Source organism: Arthrobacter sp. 49Tsu3.1M3 (genome assembly GCF_900168135.1).
Classification (GTDB): domain Bacteria; phylum Actinomycetota; class Actinomycetes; order Actinomycetales; family Micrococcaceae; genus Arthrobacter.
This window is the reverse complement of the sequence record NZ_FUZD01000004.1, coordinates 246,428-266,191: the sequence shown is the minus strand read 5'-3', so window position 1 is coordinate 266,191 and position 19,764 is coordinate 246,428. Positions and strand designations below refer to the sequence as shown.

Below are 19,764 nucleotides of genomic sequence, written 5' to 3'. Positions count from 1 at the left end.
AATGACTGAAGCTCCGGATGAACCGGAGCGTCAGTCAATTAAGGGTCAGGAGTGGCCTAGTTTTCGCCGGCCGAATCCGAGCGGCCCAGCAGGGTCTGCGGGATCCAGAACGCTGCGGCGAAGAGAATCAGGCAGACGGCCATCGGCCAGGTGTTTTCCAGCGTCAGGAAGGACAGCGAGAAGATCGCACCGAGGAACAGGACCATCATCGCGGCAAAGATGACGATGGTCGAGCCGAGGCTGTTCTCGGTCTGCGGGGTGGTGTTGCTGGACATTCGTTCCTCCTCGGCCCCGGGGGGCTCAAAAACTGTGGGCGGGTGCCGGCACGGTCAGTACGCGGACGAACCCTGTTCACCCTTGACGATCGCGATACCGGAGCTGGCGCCAATACGTGTTGCACCTGCAGCAATCATAGCCTGAGCATCGGCCAGGGAACGCACTCCGCCGGAAGCCTTGACCCCCAGGTCCGGGCCGACGGTGCGGCGCATGAGAGCGACGTCCTCGGCAGTGGCGCCACCGCCGTTGAAGCCCGTGGAGGTCTTCACGAAGTCCGCCCCGGCTTCCACCGCGGCCTCGCAGGCGAGGACCTTCTGGTCATCGCCCAGCAGCGCCGTTTCGATGATGACCTTCAGGATGGCTCCACCCTCGTGCACGGCGGCCGCGACGGCGGCAATATCGTCCACCAGCGCGCCCTTGTCATTGGCACGGGCCGCGGCGATGTTGATGACCATGTCCACTTCTTCGGCACCGTCCAGGACCGCGCCGCGGGCCTCGAAGGCCTTGACGTCGCTCGGCGTGGCGCCCAGCGGGAATCCCACCACGGAGCACGTCAGGACGCCGGAGCCCTTGAGCGCTTTCTTGACGGTCTTGACCCAGACCGGGTTCACGCAGACCGACTTGAAGTGGTACTCCGCCGCCTCGGCGCAGACCTTGAGGATCTCCGCCTCGCTGGCCTCCGGCTTGAGCAGGGTGTGGTCGATGTAGGAGGCGATGTTGGGCGTCCCCCCGGTGGCGGCTTCGTGGCTCATGGTGGTCCCTTTCGTGGCGGGCCTGGGACGCGGCGGTCCCTTCCCGGGCCTTGTGGGCCTGCGGGCCCTGGCGGCGCCGCGTGGTGCGCGGCTTATCAGGGAACCATCTTGCCATAGGAATGTGGCCGCCGGATGCCCCCGGCCGGGCCTCCCCGGCTCGGTCAGGCGGCGGCCGCCAGGGGCCGGCGCATGGTGGCCTGGAGCAGCTGGGAAGCGCACACCGACGCCGCGGAGCCGGAGGCCACGAGCAGCCCGAGCCGGACGCCGTCGTAGGCTGCCGCGTCACCGATCGCCCAGATGCCCGGCACGGAGGTGCGGAAGTCCTGGCCGATGACGATCCCGCCGCCGGCGGCGGTGGCGAGCCCGGCCGTGCCCGCCAGTTCGTCGCGGGCGATGCGCTCCTCGGCGAGGATCACGAGGTCACCGTTCATGCTGGAGCCGTCCTCGAACACGATGCCCGACGCCGGCAGGGCGGACCCGGCGGCGGCGGGAACGACGGCGGCGGGACGGACGGTGGTGCGGACCGGGCGGACGCCGCGGGACCGGAGCACGGCCTCGGCCTGGCCGGCGGCCGAACCCGTGCCGACCAGGATGCCCAGGGGGCGGCGGCCCAGGACCCGGGTGACGTCCTTGACGGCCTCGCCCAGCCCGGCGGCGTCGTCGATCGTGGAATAGCTCAGGCAGCGGGCGGCACCTTCCACCGGCGCCTCGGCGGGAGCGGAACCGGTGGCGATGACGAGCTCGTCGTAGTCGAACTCCATGCCGTCGGCGGTGGTCACGCGGCGGTTTTCCGCGTCGATATAGCTGGCCGGCTGGCCGAAGCGGACGGATACCTGGGGCAGGACGGCGAGCTCCAGCAATTCCTCGGGGGCGTCGTCCCGGTTGCTGAGGACCGTGATGGCGCCGGCGAACGGGGTCCGGGTGAGCTGCCGGACGAGCGCCTGGGCGGCCCGCCCGGCGCCGGCGATGACGATCCTGGGCCGGGCGGCCGTGGTGGCGGCAGCCGAAGCGCCTGCCGGGGCGGAAGTGGAGATGGGAGACATTGCCGGAGCGGACATGTGCTGGCCCTTTCGCTGGGTGGCCATCGTGTGGCCGGTGTGCTTGATGAACCCCAGCGTAGGCGTCCGATTTTTCCGGGGTGTTTCCCGGGTGTTGCCGCTTCTGCCCTGCCCGTTCGCCAGTATTTACCGGCCGGTAATGCCGTGGGTCACACCCCGCCGCGAACCCTCCGGGGCGAGAGCCCGGACGGCTCCGTTACACCCGGATCCGGTAGCCGCGTTTGACCACGGTTTCCACCAGCCGGGTGTCCGGCAGCGCGGACCGCAGCCGGCTGACGGTCATGTCCAGGGCATGCACGGAACCGCGCAGCTCCAGCAGGTCCGAGAGCGCCTCGCGGGAGAGCACAGCCCCGCCGGCGCCGATGAGCGCGCGCAGCAGCAGCAGCGGTGCGGGCGCCATCTCGACCGGTTCGCCGTTGATGCGCAGCGAGCGGCCGCGCAGCTCCACCCTGCCGGAAACGGTGTCGAGCCGGCGGACGTGGTTGAGCGCCAGGTGCTCGCAGACCAGCCGGATCAGGGCGCCCATCCGGAACCGTTCCGGGATCAGCGGGTGCAGCCCGGCATCGAGCAGCGGCTGCGCGGTGATAGGCCCGACGACTGCGGTCGCCACGGTGGTCTTCAGGCTCTCCACGAGCTGTTTGTAGACGCCCATCTCGTGCGCCGTGCTCCACATGGCGTCCACGGCGGGCGCGCTGGTGAACGTCAGGACATCGAGGTTGCCGCTGCACGCGGCTTCGATCAGCTTGGGCAGCCGGTCGGCGCCGTCGGGCTTGACCCAGCGGTACGGGGTGACCGTCAGGACGGTGGCGCCGGACATGCGCAGGCGCTCGAGCTGGCGGACATCGGTGTAGCCGTGCAGCTGTACCGCGACTGTCTTGCCGCGCACGCCCTCGGCCAGGAGCATGTCCACGAGCGTTGACGTGGTTTCGTCGCTGCTGATTCCGACGTCGGCGAGCCCGGCGGCGCGCACGGCGCCGCGGGCTTTGGGCCCGCGGACGAACATCCGGGTGGCGGAGAGGGTCTCCAGCAGCTGGTCGCCAATGCCAAACGTGTCCGCGGCCTCGCACCAGCGGCGCATGCCGTAGGCAGTGGTGGCGATGCAAAGATCGGGCCGGGCGGCGATGATCGCCCGGGTGTCCTCGATCAGGCTCTCGTCCTCCCGGACCGGGGCGATCTTCAGGGCCGGGGCGTGAAGCACCTCGGCACCGCGGCGTTCCAGGGCCTCGATGAGGTCCTGCGAACGGCGGTGCGAGGTGACGCCGATCCGGAAGCCGTCCAGGGGAAGGTCCCGGTCGGTCGCGTCCTCGGCGGGTTCCGGCGCGGGTGCGCCGGCGTGCAGTGCGGTGTTCAGGGCGGGGTTCAAGGGGGACAGGGGTGCGCCGGGCTCCGGGAGGGCTGAGGCGACGGCGTTCAATCCGCTCATGGGAATCCTCACGCCTCCATCAGTGATGCGGCCAGCCGGTCGAGCTCTGCCGTGGCACCGGCACAGCCCCGGTTGGCTTCGGCCACCCGGACAACGTCCCCGATCACCAGGACAGCGGGGTTGCTGCAGCCCGCGGCTGCGGAGGTGATGGTGCCAAGCTCGGCGATCGTGGTGCGCTGGCCGGGGCGGTAGCCACGTTCGACGACCGCCATCGGCATGTCGGACCGCATCCCGGCCCGGCGGAGTCCGGCCGCCAGGTGGTGCAGGGTGCCGATGCCCATCAGGACCACAATGGTTCCGCCGAGACCGGCGAGGTGCGTCAGTTCGTTCTCGGTCAGCGGGGCATGGCCGGAGACCACGGTGAACATGTGGCTGACTTCGCGGTGCGTGACCGGGATGCCGGCGGCGGCCGGAACCGAGATGGCGCTGGTGACTCCGGAGATGACGCGGACCGGAACCCCGGCCGCGACACACGACGCGACTTCCTCGCCGCCGCGGCCGAACACATAGGGGTCTCCGCCCTTGAGGCGGACCACGTTGTTGCCGGCCAGTGCGCTTTCCACCATGAGCTTTTCGATGTCGGCCTGGCTGACCTTGTGGTGGCCGGGCTTCTTGCCCACATCCACGAGCTCTGCCGAGGTCAGGGAGGGCAGGTCCTGGTAGGGGGCGAGCCGGTCGTAGAAGACGACGTCGGCATCGCGCAGGGCGGCGACGGCGGCGACCGTCAGCAGTTCGGTGGTCCCGGGGCCGCCGCCGACCAGCGTGACGTGGCCCGCAGGGCCGGCCGGGGGCTCGGCCGCGACCGGGATGCCGGTGGCGCGGCACCGGCCCAGGAGGGCCTCCCAGCCCGGCTGGCCGTCGTCGACTGCCGCCACCAGGAACGGGCGCTCGGGCAGCGGGCCGTCAATGCCGGCGCCCTGCGGGGTGCTGAGGCGGAACACGATGGCGCCGGCCGCCTCATAGCGACGCACGGCCTGCCGTGCGGCATGGTCCGCGCCCGTGACCAGGACTTCGCGTCCGGTGAGGTCAATGGTGAGCTGCATGGCTATACCTCGTTCTCGTCAGGCAGTCCCGGGGTGGCGGCTCGGACCGGAATGGAAGCCCCGATCAGGACCGGCTGCTGACCGGCCAGCGCCTTCTCCTCTGCTGTCGCGGGGCGCATCTGGCCGCGCTCGTCGGAGACGAAGGTGATCGAATCGTCTTTCTGGTCCGGGGCGTTGACGAAGGAGCGGAAGCGGCGGAGGCGCTCGGGATCCTTCAGGGTGTCGGCCCATTCGTCGACGTAGGTGTCAACGTGCTTGGCCATGGCGGCTTCGAGGTCCGCGGCGATGCCCAGGGTATCGTGCACCACCACGTCCTCGACGTGCTTGATGCCGCCCTCGAGCTCTTCCTGCCAGCGCGCCGTCCGCTGCAGCCGGTCGGCTGTGCGGATGTAGTACATGAAGTAGCGGTCGATGTACCTGATCAGGGTTTCGTCGTCCAGGTCCTTGGCCAGCAGCTGGGCGTGCGCCGGGGTGGCGCCGCCGTTGCCGCCGACGTACAGGTTCCAGCCGTCGGCGGTGGCGATGACGCCGACGTCCTTGCCCCGGGCCTCCGCACATTCGCGGGCGCAGCCGGAGACGCCCATCTTCAGCTTGTGCGGGCTGCGGAGGCCGCGGTAGCGCAGCTCAAGCTGGATGGCCATGGCCACGGAGTCCTGGACCCCGAAGCGGCACCAGGTGGAGCCGACGCAGGACTTCACCGTGCGCAGGCTCTTGCCGTAGGCCTGGCCGGATTCGAAGCCGGCATCGACCAGCACCTTCCAGATTTCGGGCAGCTGCTCCAGCCGGGCACCGAACATGTCGATCCGCTGCCCGCCGGTGATCTTGGTGTAGAGGCCGTACTGCTCGGCGACCGCGGCGATCACGCCGAGTTTCTTCGGGGTGATCTCGCCGCCGGCGATCCGCGGGACCACCGAGTAGGTGCCGTCCTTCTGCATGTTGGCCAGGGCGCGGTCGTTGGTGTCCTGCAGGGTGCCGCGGCCGGCGTCCAGGACGTAGGCGCTGTTCTGGCTGGCGAGGATGTTGGCGATGGTCGGCTTGCAGATATCGCAGCCGGCGCCGGTGCCGTATTTGGCCATGATCTCCTCGAAGGAGGTCAGCTCCAGGACCCGGATGGCGTCGAAGAGTTCCTGGCGGGACAGCTCGATGTGTTCGCACAGGGCCTTGGAGACCTCGACGCCGGACTTGGTCAGTTCGGTTTCGAGCAGTTTCTTGAGCATCGGCACGCAGGAACCGCAGCTGGTGCCGGCGCGGGTGCAGCCCTTGAGCTCGCCGAGTTCCCGGACGGGCGCGTTGCCGTCGCAGGCGCCGCAGCCGTTGACGGTGTCACGGATGGTTCCGGCCGAGACGTTGTTGCAGGAACACAGGATGGCGTCGTCCGGCAGTTCGGTCTCCGGGGCGTCGCCGCCGCCGGCCGCGGTGAGGTAGGCACCGGGTTCGGCGGCCAGTTCGCGGCCCAGCATGGGGCGCAGGGAGGTGTAAGGCGAGGCGTCGCCGACGAAGATGCCGCCGAGCAGGGTCTTGGCGTCGTCGGTGGTGACGATCTTCTGGTAGACGCCGCGGGCGGGGTCGGCGTAGACGATTTCGAGGGCGTGTTCCGTGCGGGCGAACGCGTCGCCGAAGCTGGCGACGTCGACGCCGGAGAGCTTGAGCTTGGTGGCGGTGTCGAAGCCGGGGAAGGTTGCGTCGCCGCCGTGCAGCCGGTCCGCGACGATTTCTGCCATCGTGTTGGCCGGGGCCACGAGGCCCAGGCACATGCCGCCGAAGTTGGCGACCTCGCCGATCGCCCAGATGCCGGGAACCTCGGTGGAGCAGTCGTCGGAAATGACGACGCCGCCGCGCTGGCCGAGCTGGAACTGCTGCGGTGCGCCCTCCGCGGCCCGGAACAGTTCGTCCCGGGGCCGCACGCCGATCGCGACGATCACGATGTCGGCGGCGATGATCCGGCCGTCGGCCATGAGGACGCCGGTGACCTGGCCGTCGTCGTCGGAGAGGACCTCGGAGGGGAACACCCCGCCGTGGACGGTGAAGCCCTTGGCCTCGATCAGCCGGCCGAGCGCCTGCCCGGCACCTTCGTCCAGCTGGGTGTTCATGAGCCACGGCGAGCCGTTGATGACGATCGGGGTGGCGCCGAGCTGTTCGGTGCCGGCGGCTGATTCCAGGCCCAGCAGACCGCCGCCGATGGTGACCGCGTTGACCTTCCGGCCCAGCTTCGCGGTGAGGTCCGTGATGGCCTTGTTGATGGACCAGACGTCCTCAAGGGTGCGGTACACATGGGTGAGTTCGGCGCCCGGGATGGGCAGGCGGGCAGCGTCCGAGCCCGTCGCGACCACCAGCTCGTCATAGGGATAGACGGTTCCCGCCGCGGTCCGGACGGTCTTGCCGGCGGCGTCGATACTGGTGACGCGCTCGCCGGTCTTGAGGTTCAGGGCCGTGTGGTCCCACATGGAAGCGCTGCCCAGGGTGAGGTCGACGTTGCTGTCGGTGAGTGCCTTGCTCAGCGCGACGCGGTCATAGGGGAGGTGGGCTTCTTCGGTGAGGACGGTAACGTGCCAGCCATCGAGGCCGCGGGCGTGCATGGCATCGGCGAAGCGGTGCGCTGCGGGGCCGCCGCCGGCCACCACAATACGGCGCGGGCCGGCGCTGGTGGCGCCCTGGTTCGGGTGGCTTGAGGGGTGTCCGGTCACGGTGGGCCTTTCGCATGGGCCGCAGACGGTGCTCTGCAGCTTGTCGTCCCAGACTAGGCAACCGGAATTTCGCTTCAGTTTCCCTTATGTTTCGTGATCTTAACTTCTGCATCACGAATGCATTTCCCGCCGTGTGAGCTCTCTTTTACGCGCCGGACACAACCGGCGCGTCCGGATGAAACACCGCGGGCCTAGCTTGAATATGTGGCCGCAGCAGCGGTTGAGCCCGTAAGGGATGTATCAGAGAGGGGCCGGGATGACCGCCGTACTTGAAACCGCCGTACACGACGTTGAGGACCAAATTACCGGAGCCGCAGCCGGCTGGCACCGGGTGTGCGCCGTGGCGGACCTGGAACCGGCCTGGGGCGAGGCGGCACTGATTGCGGGCCGCCAGGTGGCCCTGTTCCGCACCCTGGCCGGTGAGGTTTTCGCCGTCGCGCAGGAGGACCCGGCCACCGGGGCGAACGTCATGGCCCGCGGCATCACCGGATCCCGCGGGGACAGGCCCACGGTGGCATCGCCGTTGCACAAGGAGGTCTACGACCTCGCCACCGGGGAATGCCTCGGCAGCCCGGAACTCCGCCTCGCCACCTTCGGTACCCGGATTGTGGGCGGGTACATTGAAGTGCAGCTCTAGAGGCCCAGTGCCTCGCGGACGTCGGCAAGGACGCCGTCCAGGGCCGTGCGGGCCTCGTCCCGGGCAGCCGGAAGCTCGGCGGCCGAGCCGACACTGCGGATGACTTCCAGGTAGCACTTGAGCTTCGGTTCCGTGCCGCTGGGACGGATGATCACGCGGCTGAGGTCCCGGGTCAGGTACAGCAGGCCCTCGGTGGGCGGGAGGAGTTCGCTGCCCTCGGCAAGGTCCGTGACGGCCTCGACGGCGGAGCCGCCGAACGATTCCGGCGGGCTCACGCGCAGCCGGTTCATCATCGCGTCCAGCAGGCCGAGGTCCGCCACCCGGATGCTGAGCTGGTCGCTCGCGTGCAGCCCGTGCACCAGGTAGAGCTCGTCCAGGGTGTCAAAGATCGTCTTGCCCTCGGCCTTTGCGGCCGCCGCGAGTTCGGCGATGAGGACCGCGGCCGAAATGCCGTCCTTGTCGCGCACCAGCGACGGAGCAACGCAGTAGCCCAGCGCCTCCTCGTAGCCGTAGACCAGCCCCGGCACCCGGGCAATCCACTTGAAACCGGTCAGGGTTTCCTCGTGCGCGTAGCCTGCCGCGGCCGCGATCCGCGCCAGCAGCCGGGAGGACACGATTGAGTTGGCGAACACACCGGCCGGTGCTTCGCCACTGGCGGCCTGCCGGGCCACGACGTGGGCACCGAGCAGGGCGCCTACCTCGTCCCCGCGCAGCATGCGCCACGCGCCGGTATCAGGGTCCTTCGCTGCCACGGCTGCCCGGTCGGCGTCAGGGTCGTTGGCTATCACGATGTCGGCGTCCTCGCGCGTCGCCGCCTCGAGGGCCAGATCCAGCGCCCCGGGCTCTTCCGGGTTGGGGAAGTTCACCGTGGGGAAGTCCGGGTCCGGCTGCGCCTGTTCGGTGACGAGCGTGACGTCGTCGAATCCGGCGGCGTTCAGCACCGCGACGGCCGTTTCCCCGCCCACACCGTGCATGGGGGTCAGGACGATCTTCAGCCCGCGGGCCGGGAAGTGTTCCGGTACCGCCAGGGCCGCGACGGCGCGCTGGTAGTCGGCCGCGATCGAGGGCGCCAGCACGGTCCACCCGTCCGCGGCCAGAACGATGGAGTCCAGGGCGCCGACGACGTCGATCTTCGCCGCGATCAGGGCGTCGTAGGGTGCCACGATCTGGGCGCCGCGGCCGCTTTCCTCCACCGCGTGACGGCCGAGGTACACCTTGTAGCCGTTGTCCTGCGGCGGGTTGTGGCTGGCGGTGACCATGACGCCGCCGTCGCAGTCCAGTGCCCGCACCGCGTAGGCGAGCAGCGGGGTGGGCAGCGCGGCCGGCATCAGGAAGGTCTCAACCCCGGCCGCGGTGAGGATCGCCGCTGTTTCCTCGGCGAAAATGTCGGAGTTGTAACGGGCGTCATAGCCGACGACGGCGCGCGGCCGGGTGCCGGGGGAGGCCTGCTCGACCGCGTTGGTGAGGAAGGCGGTAAAGCCGGCGGCGGCGCGCCGGACCACCACGCGGTTCATCCGGTTCGGACCCGGGCCGAGGGCTGCCCGCAGTCCCGCGGTGCCGAACTGCAGGGTGCCGCTGAAGCTGTCGGCCAGTTCCTGGCGGGCCGCGGCGGCGCCCCCGTCGGTGAGGCGGACCAGTTCGGAGAGGGCGGCGGCGGTGGCGGGGTCCGGGTCCTGGCTTGCCCAGTCGCGGGCATCGCTCAGGAGGCGGGCGAGTTCGGCATCAGAAGACGTCATGGAACCAAACTATCGCCAATCGTGGGCGATTCCTGCCCAGACAATCGAGAGTTCGGGTTTCAGTTCCATCTCGAGGCCTTTCGCGGGACCTTGACACCCAAATTTCCGGACACGTAGCGTCTGGAATATGAAGATGGGCCGTGGTGTCGAATGGGCCGTGCACAGTTGCGTCAACATGGCCTGGACACCGCCCGGTGAGCCGGTGAACAGTGCGCGGCTGGCCGAGTTCTACAAACTCCCGGCGGCGTATCTCAACAAGCAGTTTCAGTCGCTGGTCCGGGCCGGCGTCCTGGACTCGGTGTCGGGTCCCCGCGGCGGCTTCCTCTTGGCGCGCCGGCCCGAAAACATCACCGTGCTGGACATCGTGCTGGCGCTGGAGGGCCAGGACCCGGCTTTCCGGTGCGAGGCGATCCTCGGAAATGTTCCAGAACCGGACCGGCAGGAGAACTTCGCGCGGACGTGCCTGATTTCCCAGACCATGCGCCAGGCCGAGCTCGCCTGGCGGCAGGCGCTGGCGCGCCAGAGCATCGCCGGGATCGCGGACTCGATGGAGCGGCGGTTCCCGGCGGACAAGACAAAGGTCCTGGACTACCTGGCCGCGGAATAGCAGCGGCGGGGTAGTCCAGGACCTCTGGCGGGGCCTAGTTCAGAGCCAAGATCATAGCTTGGCGATGATGTCTGCCAGCAGCTTGGAAATCCGCGGGCCGGCGGCCTCGCCGGCCTCGAGGACTTCCCCGTGGCTGAGCGGCACGGGGCTGATCCCGGCGGCGAGGTTGGTCACCAGCGAGATGCCGAAGACCTCCATGCCGGCGTGACGGCCGGCGATCGCCTCAAGTGCCGTGGACATGCCCACCAGGTCGGCGCCGATCCGCTTGGCGTACTGCACCTCGGCGGGCGTCTCATAGTGCGGGCCGGTGAACTGGGCGTAGACGCCCTCGTCCAGCGACGGGTCCACCTCGCGGGCCAGCCCGCGGATCCGGGAGGAGTAGAGGTCCGTCAGGTCCACGAACGTTGCCCCTTCCAGCGGTGAGGTGGCGGTGAGGTTGATGTGGTCGCTGATGAGCACCGGCGTGCCGGGCGTCCAGTTCTCGTTGAGCCCGCCGCACCCGTTGGTCAGCACAAGAGTCTTGCAGCCGGCAGCGGCGGCGGTGCGCACGCCGTGAACCACGGCGCGGACGCCCTTGCCCTCGTAGTAGTGCGTGCGGGCGCCCAGGACGAGGGCCCGCTTGCCCTCTTTGGTCAGGACCGAACGGATGGTGCCCACGTGCCCCACCACGGACGGTGCGGAAAAGCCGGGGATTTCGGCGGCGGACAAGGTGGCGGTGGTCTCGCCGATGAGCTCGGCGGCGTCACCCCAGCCCGAGCCGAGGACCAGCGCGACGTCATGGGAGTCGACGCCCGTCTCTTCGGCGATGTAGGCGGCGGCGTCGCGGGCGGCGTCGAAGGGGTCTGCATTCAGGAATTCTGTATAGCTCACTGGTACAAGTTATCGTGCGCCGGGCCTGCTGCCCAGCATGCACGAATGGACGCGCATGGCCCGGATTCTTGGGGCTCCGGTTCGGATGGTGGACAATGGTGGATTGTGACTACGCATCCTGACTTCAGCTCACCCCGCATCGCAATTCTCGGCGGAGGGCCTGGCGGCTACGAAGCCGCCATGGTCGCCGCATCGCTGGGGGCGCAGGTCACCATCATCGAACGTGCCGGTCTCGGCGGCTCCGCGGTGCTGACCGACGTCGTTCCGTCCAAAACCCTGATCGCGACGGCAGACCTGATGACCCGCGTCGGCGAGGCCGGTGAGCTCGGGGTCAAATTCGACCTCGACGGCGGCGACTGCAGCCCGACGATGCGCGCGGACCTCAAGCACATCAACGACCGCCTGCTGCGGCTGGCGCGGAAGCAGTCGGAGGACATCCAGGTCGGGCTGGAACACCAGAACGTCCGCATCCTGATCGGCTCCGGCAGGCTGCTGGACAACCACACCATTGAGGTCCTCACCGCCAACGGCACCGAGACAGTGGAAGCAGACACCATCCTGCTGGCGGTAGGGGCACACCCGCGCGAGCTGCCCACGGCACGCCCGGACGGTGAGCGCATCCTCAACTGGGCCCAGATCTACAACATGGACGTGCTCCCCGAAGAGCTGATCGTGGTGGGTTCCGGCGTCACGGGCGCGGAATTCGCCTCGGCCTACAACGGCCTGGGTTCCAAGGTCACCCTGATCTCCAGCCGCGACCGCGTGCTGCCGGGCTCGGACACCGACGCCGCCGAGGTCCTCGAGGGCGTCTTCGAACGCCGCGGGCTCAAGGTCCTCTCCCGCGCCCGCGCCGAGACCGTCGAGCGCACGGACGACGGCGTCGTGGTCACCCTCGGCGACGGTTCGAAAGTGACCGGCAGCCACTGCCTGGTCTGCGTCGGCTCCATCCCCAACACGGCCGGCATCGGCCTGGAGGAAGCCGGCGTCGCGCTGACCGAGAGCGGCCACATCAAGGTCGACGGCGTCTCGCGCACCACTGCGCCGAACATCTACGCCGCGGGCGACTGCACCGGGGTGCTGGCCCTGGCCTCCGTGGCCGCGATGCAGGGCCGGATCGCGATCGCGCACTTCCTGGGCGACAGCGTCATGCCCCTTAAGCTGCACCAGGTTGCATCCAATATCTTCACCTCGCCCGAGATTGCGAACGTGGGCGTCTCCGAGGCCGAGATTGATTCGGGCAAGTACCAGGCCGACGTTATCAAACTGTCCCTGCGCAGCAACGCCCGCGCCAAGATGCGCAACCACCGCGACGGCTTCGTCAAGATCTTCGCCCGCAAGGGCTCCGGCACCGTGATCGGCGGGGTGGTGGTGGGCCCGAACGCATCCGAGCTCATCTTCGCGATCTCCCTCGCCGTCACCCAGAAACTGCACGTCGACGACGTCGCCAGCACCTTCACTGTGTACCCGTCCCTGAGCGGCTCCATCTCCGAAGCAGCCCGGCGGCTCCACGTCCACATGTAGATCTCGCCCATAGAGTTATGTAGTGGGCCCGCCGCAATCCGGAGGCTGATGCCATGCAGAGTCCCCAAGCGCTGGTTGAAGCCGCCGAGCGGGCCGCCGCGCGCCCTAGCGCGCACGGCGTCGCGGAGGGCGCCGTGGGGGAAGAAGAAACCTTCACCGGGTTCGGCGTCACCGGGGTTCCGTTCAGTTCAGGCTACGTATTGGCATTGCGGCGCTTCGCCGCGTCGTCGATCGGGCCGGGGTACACCTCGGTCTGGGTCCGCGACCCCGCCGGAGCGTGGTCGATGCAGGGTACCGTGGCGCCAGGACTCTCCTGCCCCCGGTACTTCGGCGCCGCCCTCGATTCGGCGTCGACCTCCCGCATTTCCCTCACGTGGAGCGGCAGCCACGCTTTCACGGTCGACGTCGGCGGCGGCGCTGCGCTGCACTGGCAGCTCACGCTGCGCTCCACGACGATCACCAGATTCATGTCGGTGGTGTCCGGCGCCGTTCCGGACCGGCTGTGGCGCAGCCGGGCGTTCCTGCGCGCCATGGGTGCCGTTGCCGGCCCGCTCCTGGGGGCGGGCCACCTGGGCCTGACTGGCCTCGCCCCCAACGGCCAACGATTTGCCGTCCACCCCCGGCGCATGTGGTTCGTCGCAGACAGCCGGGCGGTGCTCAACGGACGTGATTTGGGGGAACCCGCTGCCTTGCCGGTCCAGGACAGGTTGGGGGACTTCTGGATACCCCGGCGCGGCATCCTGATGATGGGAACCGCGGTGTTCGAGCCGGGAGATTAAGCGCGACGGATGGCCGGCGCCTGACGTACTGCGTCCTCTGGTCCGGGTCTACGCTTCTGCGCGGCACACATGCGCGGGTGAACGCAGTGTAAATTCTCGCCGCCCAACAGGCATTCCTGTGCTCCGGCGGCCCTAGGATGAATCTCGTCATTCGCACTCATTCAAGGGGGCTACATGAGTTATCCGCAGCAACCGAATGCATTTTCACCCCAGACCGGAGAGACTCCGCTTTGGGCGCCGCTCTATGGGGCTACCCTCCAGCAGGCCGTCCAGCGATTTTTCAAGAAATACGCCATCTTCTCCGGCCGGGCCAGCCGCAGCGAGTACTGGTGGTGGGCACTGGTGTCCCTCATCGTCGGGATAGTCATCAACATCATCACGAGCACCGGCACGACGACTAATGCTTCCGGAGCCGCCGTGACGGGACCCGGTGCCATTGTCGGCTTGATCCTTGCTGTCATTTGGGGGCTCGGGACGATCGTTCCGTCCCTGGCGCTGCTGGCGCGGCGCCTGCATGACGTGAACCTGAGCGCCTGGCTGATCCTGCTGGTCCTGGTGCCGTTCCTCGGCGGCCTGGCGCTGTTGGTGATGACAATTCTGCCCTCCAACCCCGCCGGCCAGCGGTTCGACCAGCCATCCGGTTACTAGTGCGCTTCCGCGGAGCGAAGAATCCCTGGCCGGGAATCCGGGCAGGGATTTTTCGTTTTCGGCAGTCGGGTGCACCGCCGTGCGGGGGCCTTGGACCCTACGGCGCCGACCGGCGCCGCGCCCACACTGGAACATGGCCAAAATCTATATCCCCTACGGGACCGTCGAAGGACAAACCGCCCATATCGTGGAGTACATCGCCGACGTGGTCCGGGCGAACGGTCACCAGGCGGAGACGGCGGACCTCAAGCATTCCCCAGGCCCTTTCCCGGGCGGCTATGACGGCGTGATCGTGGCGGCCTCGGTGCACGTGGGGAAGCACGAGGGATACGTCGCAGACTTCGTCAAGAAGAACCGCGCTGAGCTCGAACGCTTGCCGTCGGCTCTGGTTTCGGTGAGCATGGCCGCCCACGGAGACGAGCAGACCGCGGAGGGCTACGTGGAGAAGTTTGAGCAGGACACCGGGTGGCGGCCCGCGCACATCGGGTTGTTCGCCGGCGCTGTGCTCTATACCCACTACGGGTTCATCAAGAAGCACGTCATGAAGAAGATCGCCAGCGACAAGGGCTCCCCGGACACGGACACCTCCCGTGACTACGTGTACACCGAGTGGGACGGCGTCCGGCGCTTTACGGAGGACTTCCTGGCCCGGTTCGCCGAGCCGCCCGCCCAGTCGTAGAGCCCAGAAGTAGAGCCCAGTCGCAGGGCTCAGGAGTAGGCGTAGGGCGGAACCGTGTCGCCGGGGGCAAAGGGCCGGAACCAATGCTCGAAACCCAGCTTCCCGCCGTCGGCATCGGGGCCTCCGTCGTTGGGGCCGGCGTCGTCGGCGTACAGCGCGTCACTTTCGGCGTCCTCCAGCAGGACTTCCTCAACGGCGGGCCGCCAGTCCTCCGGAAGGTCGAGTTCGTAGATGTCCTCGGTGATTTCCGCCTGGTCGAGCAGGCATCTGACGGCGAGCTCCGCCGCGAGGCAGCCGGGGGCGGTCCAGCCCCTGACCAGGCACGCGGTGACGTCGGCTGCGACCACGATGAATTTCTGGGTGAAATTCGCGTCGTAGCCGGCGGCGAACTGTGGCGGCAGCGAGGACAGGACCGAGGTCCCGGCAATGTCGGCGGGCGTGACTAGATCCAGCCGGCTGAGCGTTCCAAGATCGCGGAACAGCTGATCGATGACGATGCTCGACGAGTTCCACAGGAGTCCGGCCAGCAGGCGGGTCTGGCCCACTGCTTTGCGCCGGTCTTCCGGGGAAACGGCTGCCATCTCGGCCAGGTCCTCGGGATCAAACTGGAGCCGCTGCTCGGCCGTCATGTCGTCCGGGTGGGGGTCGAGCCCCAGCAGTTCCAGGCTCAGCCCGGTCAGCTTCCCGGCGTCGGCCAGCAGTTCTTCGGTGATGTCGTCGTCGTCGGCGCTCATGGCCCCGATGCTACCCGCCGTTTGCCCGCGGCCCGATTTGCGTTACGCGGCCGGGTTTGGCGGCGGCGCGGCCGCGTTAGGCCGCCGCCGGGTGGATAGTTCCCGACGTCGAACCGGCACGGGCCATCCGGGCGGACAGCAGATAGGCGATCCCGCAGGCCAGGGGAACCAGGCTGGCCGCGATCAGCGACCCGACCGCGCCCGACCTTCCGATGATCGTGATCAACAGCGGCAGGACCCCCAGGCCCACCAGCAGCCAGCCGGCCAGTGCGGTGACTTTCAGGCCGAGGATGGCGGCCGGGAACGCCAGCGCGAGCACGCTGACGGCGATGACGGGGCCGTTGTCATTGAGGAAGGAGCTCAGGGCGGCGGGGTCGAAGGCGAGCCACACGCACGCGGCAATGAAGGCCGAGGCGAGGGCGAGCAGCAGGGGAGCGGTTGCCGCCGGCCAGAACCAGGCCGAGACCGCGAGGATGAGCATGGGCACCACCCAGGCGAGCGTCAGCAGCGTACCGGTTGTTCCGCCCGGGTCCTGCATCGCGAACCCGCCGATGAAGATTCCCCCGATGACGGTGAAGGCCGCCATGACGGCTGCTCCGGTGCGCGTCAGCGCCGCCGCCCGCCGCTGCGGATCCTTTTCGCGGGACATGACGACACCCATCACGACGGCGAACACAATGATTGCGCCGAGCGCCAAAATGACCGGGACGTTCATGGGATGCCTCCTGCGGCTGAACGGAACCTACGTTCATTGCAGCCCCGCCTACCGGCCGTGCCAAGGGGAGAAAGGCCCGCTTCGGCGCTCAGGGCGATGCTGAGTGCCCTGAAGTCCGGGCTGCCTCGGATGTACCAGGTCCTGTCCAACTCGACTTACAGTTGAAACGAGGCGGGAGGTCCTGCAGGCGCCCAGGACGTCCGGGATACGGCCAAACGCGTGCCACTGGAGTCGGCGGGAATGGGTCGGAGACGCCTGATCTGTGCTGAGCTGGTCGACTCGGAATTTGCGGGTCTTGCCCTGCAATATCATCCGCGGTAATGCTGGATTAGGGGGATCCGAGCATACTTCGAGCTGACGGTTTCTCGGGAGGTTGCCATGTGGAAGCGTGGCGTAGCCGAGGTCGACGTGAATCGCGAAGCACCGGCCCGCGCGCCGCCGCAGGTGTTACTGGATTGATGGCGGTCGGGGCGAACCTTAAACGTGACGGTTGCGAACGTGGCCGTACCGGACCCGGCCACAACAGGCAGGATTGAGGACTACGAAGGCAAGTGGGGGTCAGCAGGAGGTTTAGGCATGTATGAGAGTAGAGAGCAGAAACAGCGCCCGGTGATCGAGGGCGATGGTGGAAGTGCGGACGTCGCCCTCGCGTCAGGACCAGGAATCGACCGTCGTAGGGTCTTGGGATCGGGTTTGGCTATGGCCGCCACGGCGGGTCTGTTGGGGGCCCGTGTCGCTCCTCCGGCAAGCGCGGCCGCCCCCGGAGATTCTGGCCCGTTCCAGGAAGTCTCCGGCCATGCCCTGTACCACTTGCCGCAGGACCACAAATGGCACACGGGCGGAATCTTCGACAGCGGCCAGGTCCAGGAGTGGCACTACTGGACCGGTTTCTTCACCGATGACGACACCGGGGAAGAGTTCGGCATTTTCTACAACATCACGAACAACCCGAGTGCTCCCGGGGGGCCCTCGCTGTGGCAGCAAGGCGTCAGCTTCTCGTTCGGGGACTTCGCCAAGCAGGAGTTAATCTGGGCGCACCAGCCGACTGCGGTTGGCTCATTGCAGGCCACACGGCCGCCGGACTCGACCTCGCCGGACGACTTCCAGTACGCCGCCAAGGGCGAGAACGTGGAATTCACGACGGTGTACCGTGCCGAGCCGGACACGTGGCGCTTCCAGTTCACGGGTGTTGCCGCAAACAACGGGAACTCACCCGTCGCCATGGACATGGAGAACACGGCCCAGTCACCGTACGGCTACATGCCGGTCGGGCTTGCCGGCTTTGAGAACCAGAACATCCCCTGGAACGGACAGAATCTGGATCCGGCCACGCTGTACTCGCTGTCCTACTATTACACCGGTCCGATTTCGAAGAGCAAGGGCACCGTCACCATCGGCGGTAAGACCCGCCATCTCACGGGCACGATCTGGTTTGAGCACCAGTGGGGGAACTACAACTCCGGGCAGGAGCCATGGACGACGGCGTATACCTGGGGGGCACTGACATTCAACGATGGCACCGTCTTCACCTGGCGCCAGTGGTACGGCGCACCAAACGGATCTGCTCCCCTCCAACCGATTCTGGAGATCGGCCGCAACTCGTTTGGGACGCCCAACGGCACACCGGACGGCAGCCTTACCTTCCACGTGGGGAACAACGCGGAGTGGAAGGCGTTGAAGACCTGGAAATCACCGGTGAGCGGGCGCAACATCGCCACTCAGGCACAACTGACCAGCAACTTCGGGATCTGGTACCTCACGAACGTCTTCGACAACTACGAGATGCCTTGGGGCTACCCACCCTACGGGACCAATCCATATAGCTTTGTCGAAGCCGCGATGTGGATCCGTACCGGCTCGGTCGACGGGCCGATTGTCGGCCACGCTTTCTCGGAGCAGGCCAACCAGTTCACCCTGTACCAAGGTGCAGTTCCCGGGTAGAGTCTGCAGCCGCCTCGCTCGTCGCGGCGTTTTGCCGCCGACAGAACGACGTGGCGGCCCGGGCGCGGGTCTTCCTTCAGGGCCGCCGTGCTTAAACCACGGGAGTAAGGCCTCTACCTCTTGGCGTGTTGCGTAGGCATAATGTCGCCATGTGGATCCCCGCCCTATTTCTCATCTTGGTCGTCATCGGGATACTGGTCACTTACTGGCAACTCACCCTGACAGGACTCTTCATCTGGGCGTTTGTTGCCTGGAAGAGGCACCACCCCGCCGACACACGGTCGAGGTACCCCCGGAAGCCCGTCCAGACCCGGCCTGTGGTCAAGCCGGTCCAGACCCGCCCCAGACCCCAGCCTGGGCGGACCCGGCCTGAGCTCACACCCAAGTCCAGGCCTTCCCATGAGTTGCCTGCGCCCGCGTATCTGCCCCGGTGGACTGCGAACCGCCGGCTGGAGGCCGGCCGCGAGCATGCCCAGTGGCAGAAGAACTTCGACAACGCTGCACAGTAAGACCCTCACGTGCCGGGGCTGCACCGGGGCAACGCGGCCGCCCCGGTGCGTGGTCCTGGCCAGGCGGAGTCGCTGCCGAAGGCGCTACCCCGCGCGAGAAACCCATCGGGTGCTGCAATATCCCTGAGCGGCACTCCCGAACGATGGCGGGCAAAAGTTGTGAGGAGTAACCGAGCGCACTGACCAATCTGGCCCGGGGCAGGTACTGAAGGACCGTACTGGAGCTTCCAATGGATAGGAGTTTTTGAATGAGTGAGAGCATCCTGGCAAGTTGGAATGAGGGCGCCGCCAAGGCCCGAGGTGCTGGACTTCGTAAACAGAGCGACGTCAGAAGGTCTCGACTTCGTTGCTGTCGAAGACCGGATTGCGACGTTCGATAACGACGGAACGTTGTGGGTCTAGAAGCCGGCGCCACCGCAGTTCGACTTCCTCCTGCGCGCGTGGTCAGCGGCCGTCAAAGCCGATCCGACGCTGGCGAGCCAGCAGCCCTACAAGGCGATCGTGGAGCACGACGAGGAGTTCTTCGCCGGGCTGGTGACAGGACCCCGAGGTTGTGGCCTCGTTGGAGGGTGCTGTGGCGCACTCGTGGGCGGGCACGACCCCGGCGGCCTTCGACTCTGAAGTGCGGGACTGGGTGGACACTGTCAAACAGCCCAGATTCAGTCTTGGCTACACGGCGTTGGTCTACCGGCCCATGCTCGAGCTCTTCGATTACCTCAAGGCCCACGGCTTCCGGGTTTACGTGTGCTCCGGCGGGGGCCGGGACTTCATGCGGGTGTTTCCGAGGAGACCTGGGGAATTCCTAAGGAGCACGTCATCGGGTCAGCATCGGACTACGAGTACACCAATGGTGCCATCGTGCGGACCGGCCGGATGCTCGGCGGGCTGGCACTAGGACCCGGGAAGCCGGCGCATATCTACGCCCAGACCGGGCGGCTGCCGGTGTTTGCCGGCGGGAACGCCGACGTCGACATCGAGATGCTTGCGTCCTCAAAGTTTGCGCTGCTGCTCAACCACGACGACGGCGACCGCGAATACGCCTACACGACAGCCGCGGAGAAGTCCCTGGCGAAAGCAAAGGAGCTCGGTTGGACACTGGTGAGCATGAAGGACGACTGGACCACGATCTTCTGAGTCCGACCTGACCGCCGC

General features: G+C 67.7%; 18 protein-coding genes. 8 read left to right on the top strand and 10 right to left on the bottom strand.

What is annotated here, in order from left to right; all coding sequences use genetic code 11:
* Window positions 1–56 precede the first annotated feature (56 nt).
* The 6 genes from B5X90_RS07825 to nirB all read right to left on the bottom strand — a co-directional run bounded on the left by B5X90_RS07825 (window position 57) and on the right by nirB (window position 7,236).
* The gene (locus B5X90_RS07825; RefSeq protein WP_079551623.1) at window positions 57–275 is read right to left on the bottom strand and encodes a hypothetical protein; all 219 of its coding nucleotides are present in this window, start codon (window positions 273–275) and stop codon (window positions 57–59) included.
* Window positions 276–329: 54 nt separating this feature from the next.
* Window positions 330–1,028, bottom strand: coding sequence for a deoxyribose-phosphate aldolase (gene deoC / locus B5X90_RS07820; protein WP_079551621.1), 699 nt, complete (start codon window positions 1,026–1,028; stop codon window positions 330–332).
* Window positions 1,029–1,189: 161 nt separating this feature from the next.
* Complete coding sequence (locus B5X90_RS07815) at window positions 1,190–2,086, bottom strand: FAD-dependent oxidoreductase (RefSeq protein WP_079551619.1); 897 nt, start codon at window positions 2,084–2,086, stop codon at window positions 1,190–1,192.
* A gap of 196 nt (window positions 2,087–2,282) precedes the next feature.
* Window positions 2,283–3,509 carry a uroporphyrinogen-III synthase gene (locus B5X90_RS07810; RefSeq protein WP_143264680.1) on the bottom strand — a complete coding sequence of 409 codons (1,227 nt, stop codon included), beginning with the start codon at window positions 3,507–3,509 and terminating at the stop codon, window positions 2,283–2,285.
* An 8-nt stretch (window positions 3,510–3,517) separates the two neighbouring features.
* On the bottom strand, window positions 3,518–4,552 hold the full coding sequence (gene cobA / locus B5X90_RS07805; RefSeq protein ID WP_079551617.1) for a uroporphyrinogen-III C-methyltransferase: 1,035 nt from the start codon (window positions 4,550–4,552) through the stop codon (window positions 3,518–3,520).
* Between the two features lie 2 nt (window positions 4,553–4,554).
* Window positions 4,555–7,236: a nitrite reductase large subunit NirB gene (gene nirB / locus B5X90_RS07800; RefSeq protein WP_079551615.1), complete on the bottom strand. Its 2,682-nt coding sequence runs from the start codon at window positions 7,234–7,236 to the stop codon at window positions 4,555–4,557.
* Between the two features lie 256 nt (window positions 7,237–7,492).
* On the opposite strand from nirB, the gene nirD reads away from it, so the two are divergent.
* Window positions 7,493–7,873 carry a nitrite reductase small subunit NirD gene (gene nirD / locus B5X90_RS07795; RefSeq protein ID WP_079551613.1) on the top strand — a complete coding sequence of 127 codons (381 nt, stop codon included), beginning with the start codon at window positions 7,493–7,495 and terminating at the stop codon, window positions 7,871–7,873.
* Here the strand turns inward: nirD and B5X90_RS07790 are convergent.
* Window positions 7,870–9,609 carry a phospho-sugar mutase gene (locus B5X90_RS07790; RefSeq protein WP_079551611.1) on the bottom strand — a complete coding sequence of 580 codons (1,740 nt, stop codon included), beginning with the start codon at window positions 9,607–9,609 and terminating at the stop codon, window positions 7,870–7,872. The two genes, nirD and B5X90_RS07790, sit on opposite strands and share 4 nt — an antisense overlap.
* 127 nt (window positions 9,610–9,736) lie before the next feature.
* On the opposite strand from B5X90_RS07790, the gene B5X90_RS07785 reads away from it, so the two are divergent.
* Window positions 9,737–10,216 carry an RrF2 family transcriptional regulator gene (locus B5X90_RS07785; protein ID WP_079551609.1) on the top strand — a complete coding sequence of 160 codons (480 nt, stop codon included), beginning with the start codon at window positions 9,737–9,739 and terminating at the stop codon, window positions 10,214–10,216.
* 51 nt (window positions 10,217–10,267) lie between these two features.
* On the opposite strand, the gene B5X90_RS07780 is transcribed toward B5X90_RS07785, so the two are convergent.
* Window positions 10,268–11,086 carry a purine-nucleoside phosphorylase gene (locus B5X90_RS07780; protein ID WP_079551607.1) on the bottom strand — a complete coding sequence of 273 codons (819 nt, stop codon included), beginning with the start codon at window positions 11,084–11,086 and terminating at the stop codon, window positions 10,268–10,270.
* Between the two features lie 105 nt (window positions 11,087–11,191).
* On the opposite strand from B5X90_RS07780, the gene B5X90_RS07775 reads away from it, so the two are divergent.
* The 4 genes from B5X90_RS07775 to B5X90_RS07760 all read left to right on the top strand — a co-directional run bounded on the left by B5X90_RS07775 (window position 11,192) and on the right by B5X90_RS07760 (window position 14,713).
* Window positions 11,192–12,607: an NAD(P)H-quinone dehydrogenase gene (locus tag B5X90_RS07775; RefSeq protein ID WP_079551604.1), complete on the top strand. Its 1,416-nt coding sequence runs from the start codon at window positions 11,192–11,194 to the stop codon at window positions 12,605–12,607.
* 53 nt (window positions 12,608–12,660) lie between these two features.
* Complete coding sequence (locus tag B5X90_RS07770; RefSeq protein ID WP_079551602.1) at window positions 12,661–13,386, top strand: hypothetical protein; 726 nt, start codon at window positions 12,661–12,663, stop codon at window positions 13,384–13,386.
* 174 nt (window positions 13,387–13,560) lie between these two features.
* Window positions 13,561–14,034, top strand: a complete 474-nt coding sequence (locus B5X90_RS07765; protein ID WP_079551600.1) for a DUF805 domain-containing protein — start codon at window positions 13,561–13,563, stop codon at window positions 14,032–14,034.
* Window positions 14,035–14,167: 133 nt separating this feature from the next.
* The gene (locus tag B5X90_RS07760; RefSeq protein ID WP_079551598.1) at window positions 14,168–14,713 is read left to right on the top strand and encodes a flavodoxin domain-containing protein; all 546 of its coding nucleotides are present in this window, start codon (window positions 14,168–14,170) and stop codon (window positions 14,711–14,713) included.
* A 29-nt stretch (window positions 14,714–14,742) separates the two neighbouring features.
* On the opposite strand, the gene B5X90_RS07755 is transcribed toward B5X90_RS07760, so the two are convergent.
* Window positions 14,743–15,447, bottom strand: coding sequence for a hypothetical protein (locus B5X90_RS07755; RefSeq protein WP_079551596.1), 705 nt, complete (start codon window positions 15,445–15,447; stop codon window positions 14,743–14,745).
* A gap of 76 nt (window positions 15,448–15,523) precedes the next feature.
* Window positions 15,524–16,162, bottom strand: a complete 639-nt coding sequence (locus tag B5X90_RS07750; protein WP_079551594.1) for a hypothetical protein — start codon at window positions 16,160–16,162, stop codon at window positions 15,524–15,526.
* Between the two features lie 576 nt (window positions 16,163–16,738).
* On the opposite strand from B5X90_RS07750, the gene B5X90_RS07745 reads away from it, so the two are divergent.
* Window positions 16,739–18,103: a lipocalin-like domain-containing protein gene (locus B5X90_RS07745; protein WP_079551591.1), complete on the top strand. Its 1,365-nt coding sequence runs from the start codon at window positions 16,739–16,741 to the stop codon at window positions 18,101–18,103.
* 1,253 nt (window positions 18,104–19,356) lie between these two features.
* Window positions 19,357–19,746, top strand: a complete 390-nt coding sequence (locus tag B5X90_RS21395) for a hypothetical protein (RefSeq protein ID WP_256860111.1) — start codon at window positions 19,357–19,359, stop codon at window positions 19,744–19,746.
* Window positions 19,747–19,764 lie beyond the last annotated feature (18 nt).

Bases quoted from the DNA above. Each gene is read 5' to 3' on its own strand.
- B5X90_RS07790 (WP_079551611.1), bottom strand. From the start codon at position 9,609: ATGACGTCTTCTGATGCCGAACTCGCCCGCCTCCTGAGCGATGCCCGC.
- deoC (WP_079551621.1), bottom strand. From the start codon at position 1,028: ATGAGCCACGAAGCCGCCACCGGGGGGACGCCCAACATCGCCTCCTAC.
- B5X90_RS07765 (WP_079551600.1), top strand. From the start codon at position 13,561: ATGAGTTATCCGCAGCAACCGAATGCATTTTCACCCCAGACCGGAGAG.
- B5X90_RS07760 (WP_079551598.1), top strand. From the start codon at position 14,168: ATGGCCAAAATCTATATCCCCTACGGGACCGTCGAAGGACAAACCGCC.
- B5X90_RS07755 (WP_079551596.1), bottom strand. From the start codon at position 15,447: ATGAGCGCCGACGACGACGACATCACCGAAGAACTGCTGGCCGACGCC.
- B5X90_RS07825 (WP_079551623.1), bottom strand. From the start codon at position 275: ATGTCCAGCAACACCACCCCGCAGACCGAGAACAGCCTCGGCTCGACC.
- cobA (WP_079551617.1), bottom strand. From the start codon at position 4,552: ATGCAGCTCACCATTGACCTCACCGGACGCGAAGTCCTGGTCACGGGC.
- B5X90_RS07745 (WP_079551591.1), top strand. From the start codon at position 16,739: ATGTATGAGAGTAGAGAGCAGAAACAGCGCCCGGTGATCGAGGGCGAT.
- B5X90_RS07770 (WP_079551602.1), top strand. From the start codon at position 12,661: ATGCAGAGTCCCCAAGCGCTGGTTGAAGCCGCCGAGCGGGCCGCCGCG.
- B5X90_RS07810 (WP_143264680.1), bottom strand. From the start codon at position 3,509: ATGAGCGGATTGAACGCCGTCGCCTCAGCCCTCCCGGAGCCCGGCGCA.
- nirD (WP_079551613.1), top strand. From the start codon at position 7,493: ATGACCGCCGTACTTGAAACCGCCGTACACGACGTTGAGGACCAAATT.
- B5X90_RS07785 (WP_079551609.1), top strand. From the start codon at position 9,737: ATGAAGATGGGCCGTGGTGTCGAATGGGCCGTGCACAGTTGCGTCAAC.
- B5X90_RS07750 (WP_079551594.1), bottom strand. From the start codon at position 16,162: ATGAACGTCCCGGTCATTTTGGCGCTCGGCGCAATCATTGTGTTCGCC.
- B5X90_RS07815 (WP_079551619.1), bottom strand. From the start codon at position 2,086: ATGTCCGCTCCGGCAATGTCTCCCATCTCCACTTCCGCCCCGGCAGGC.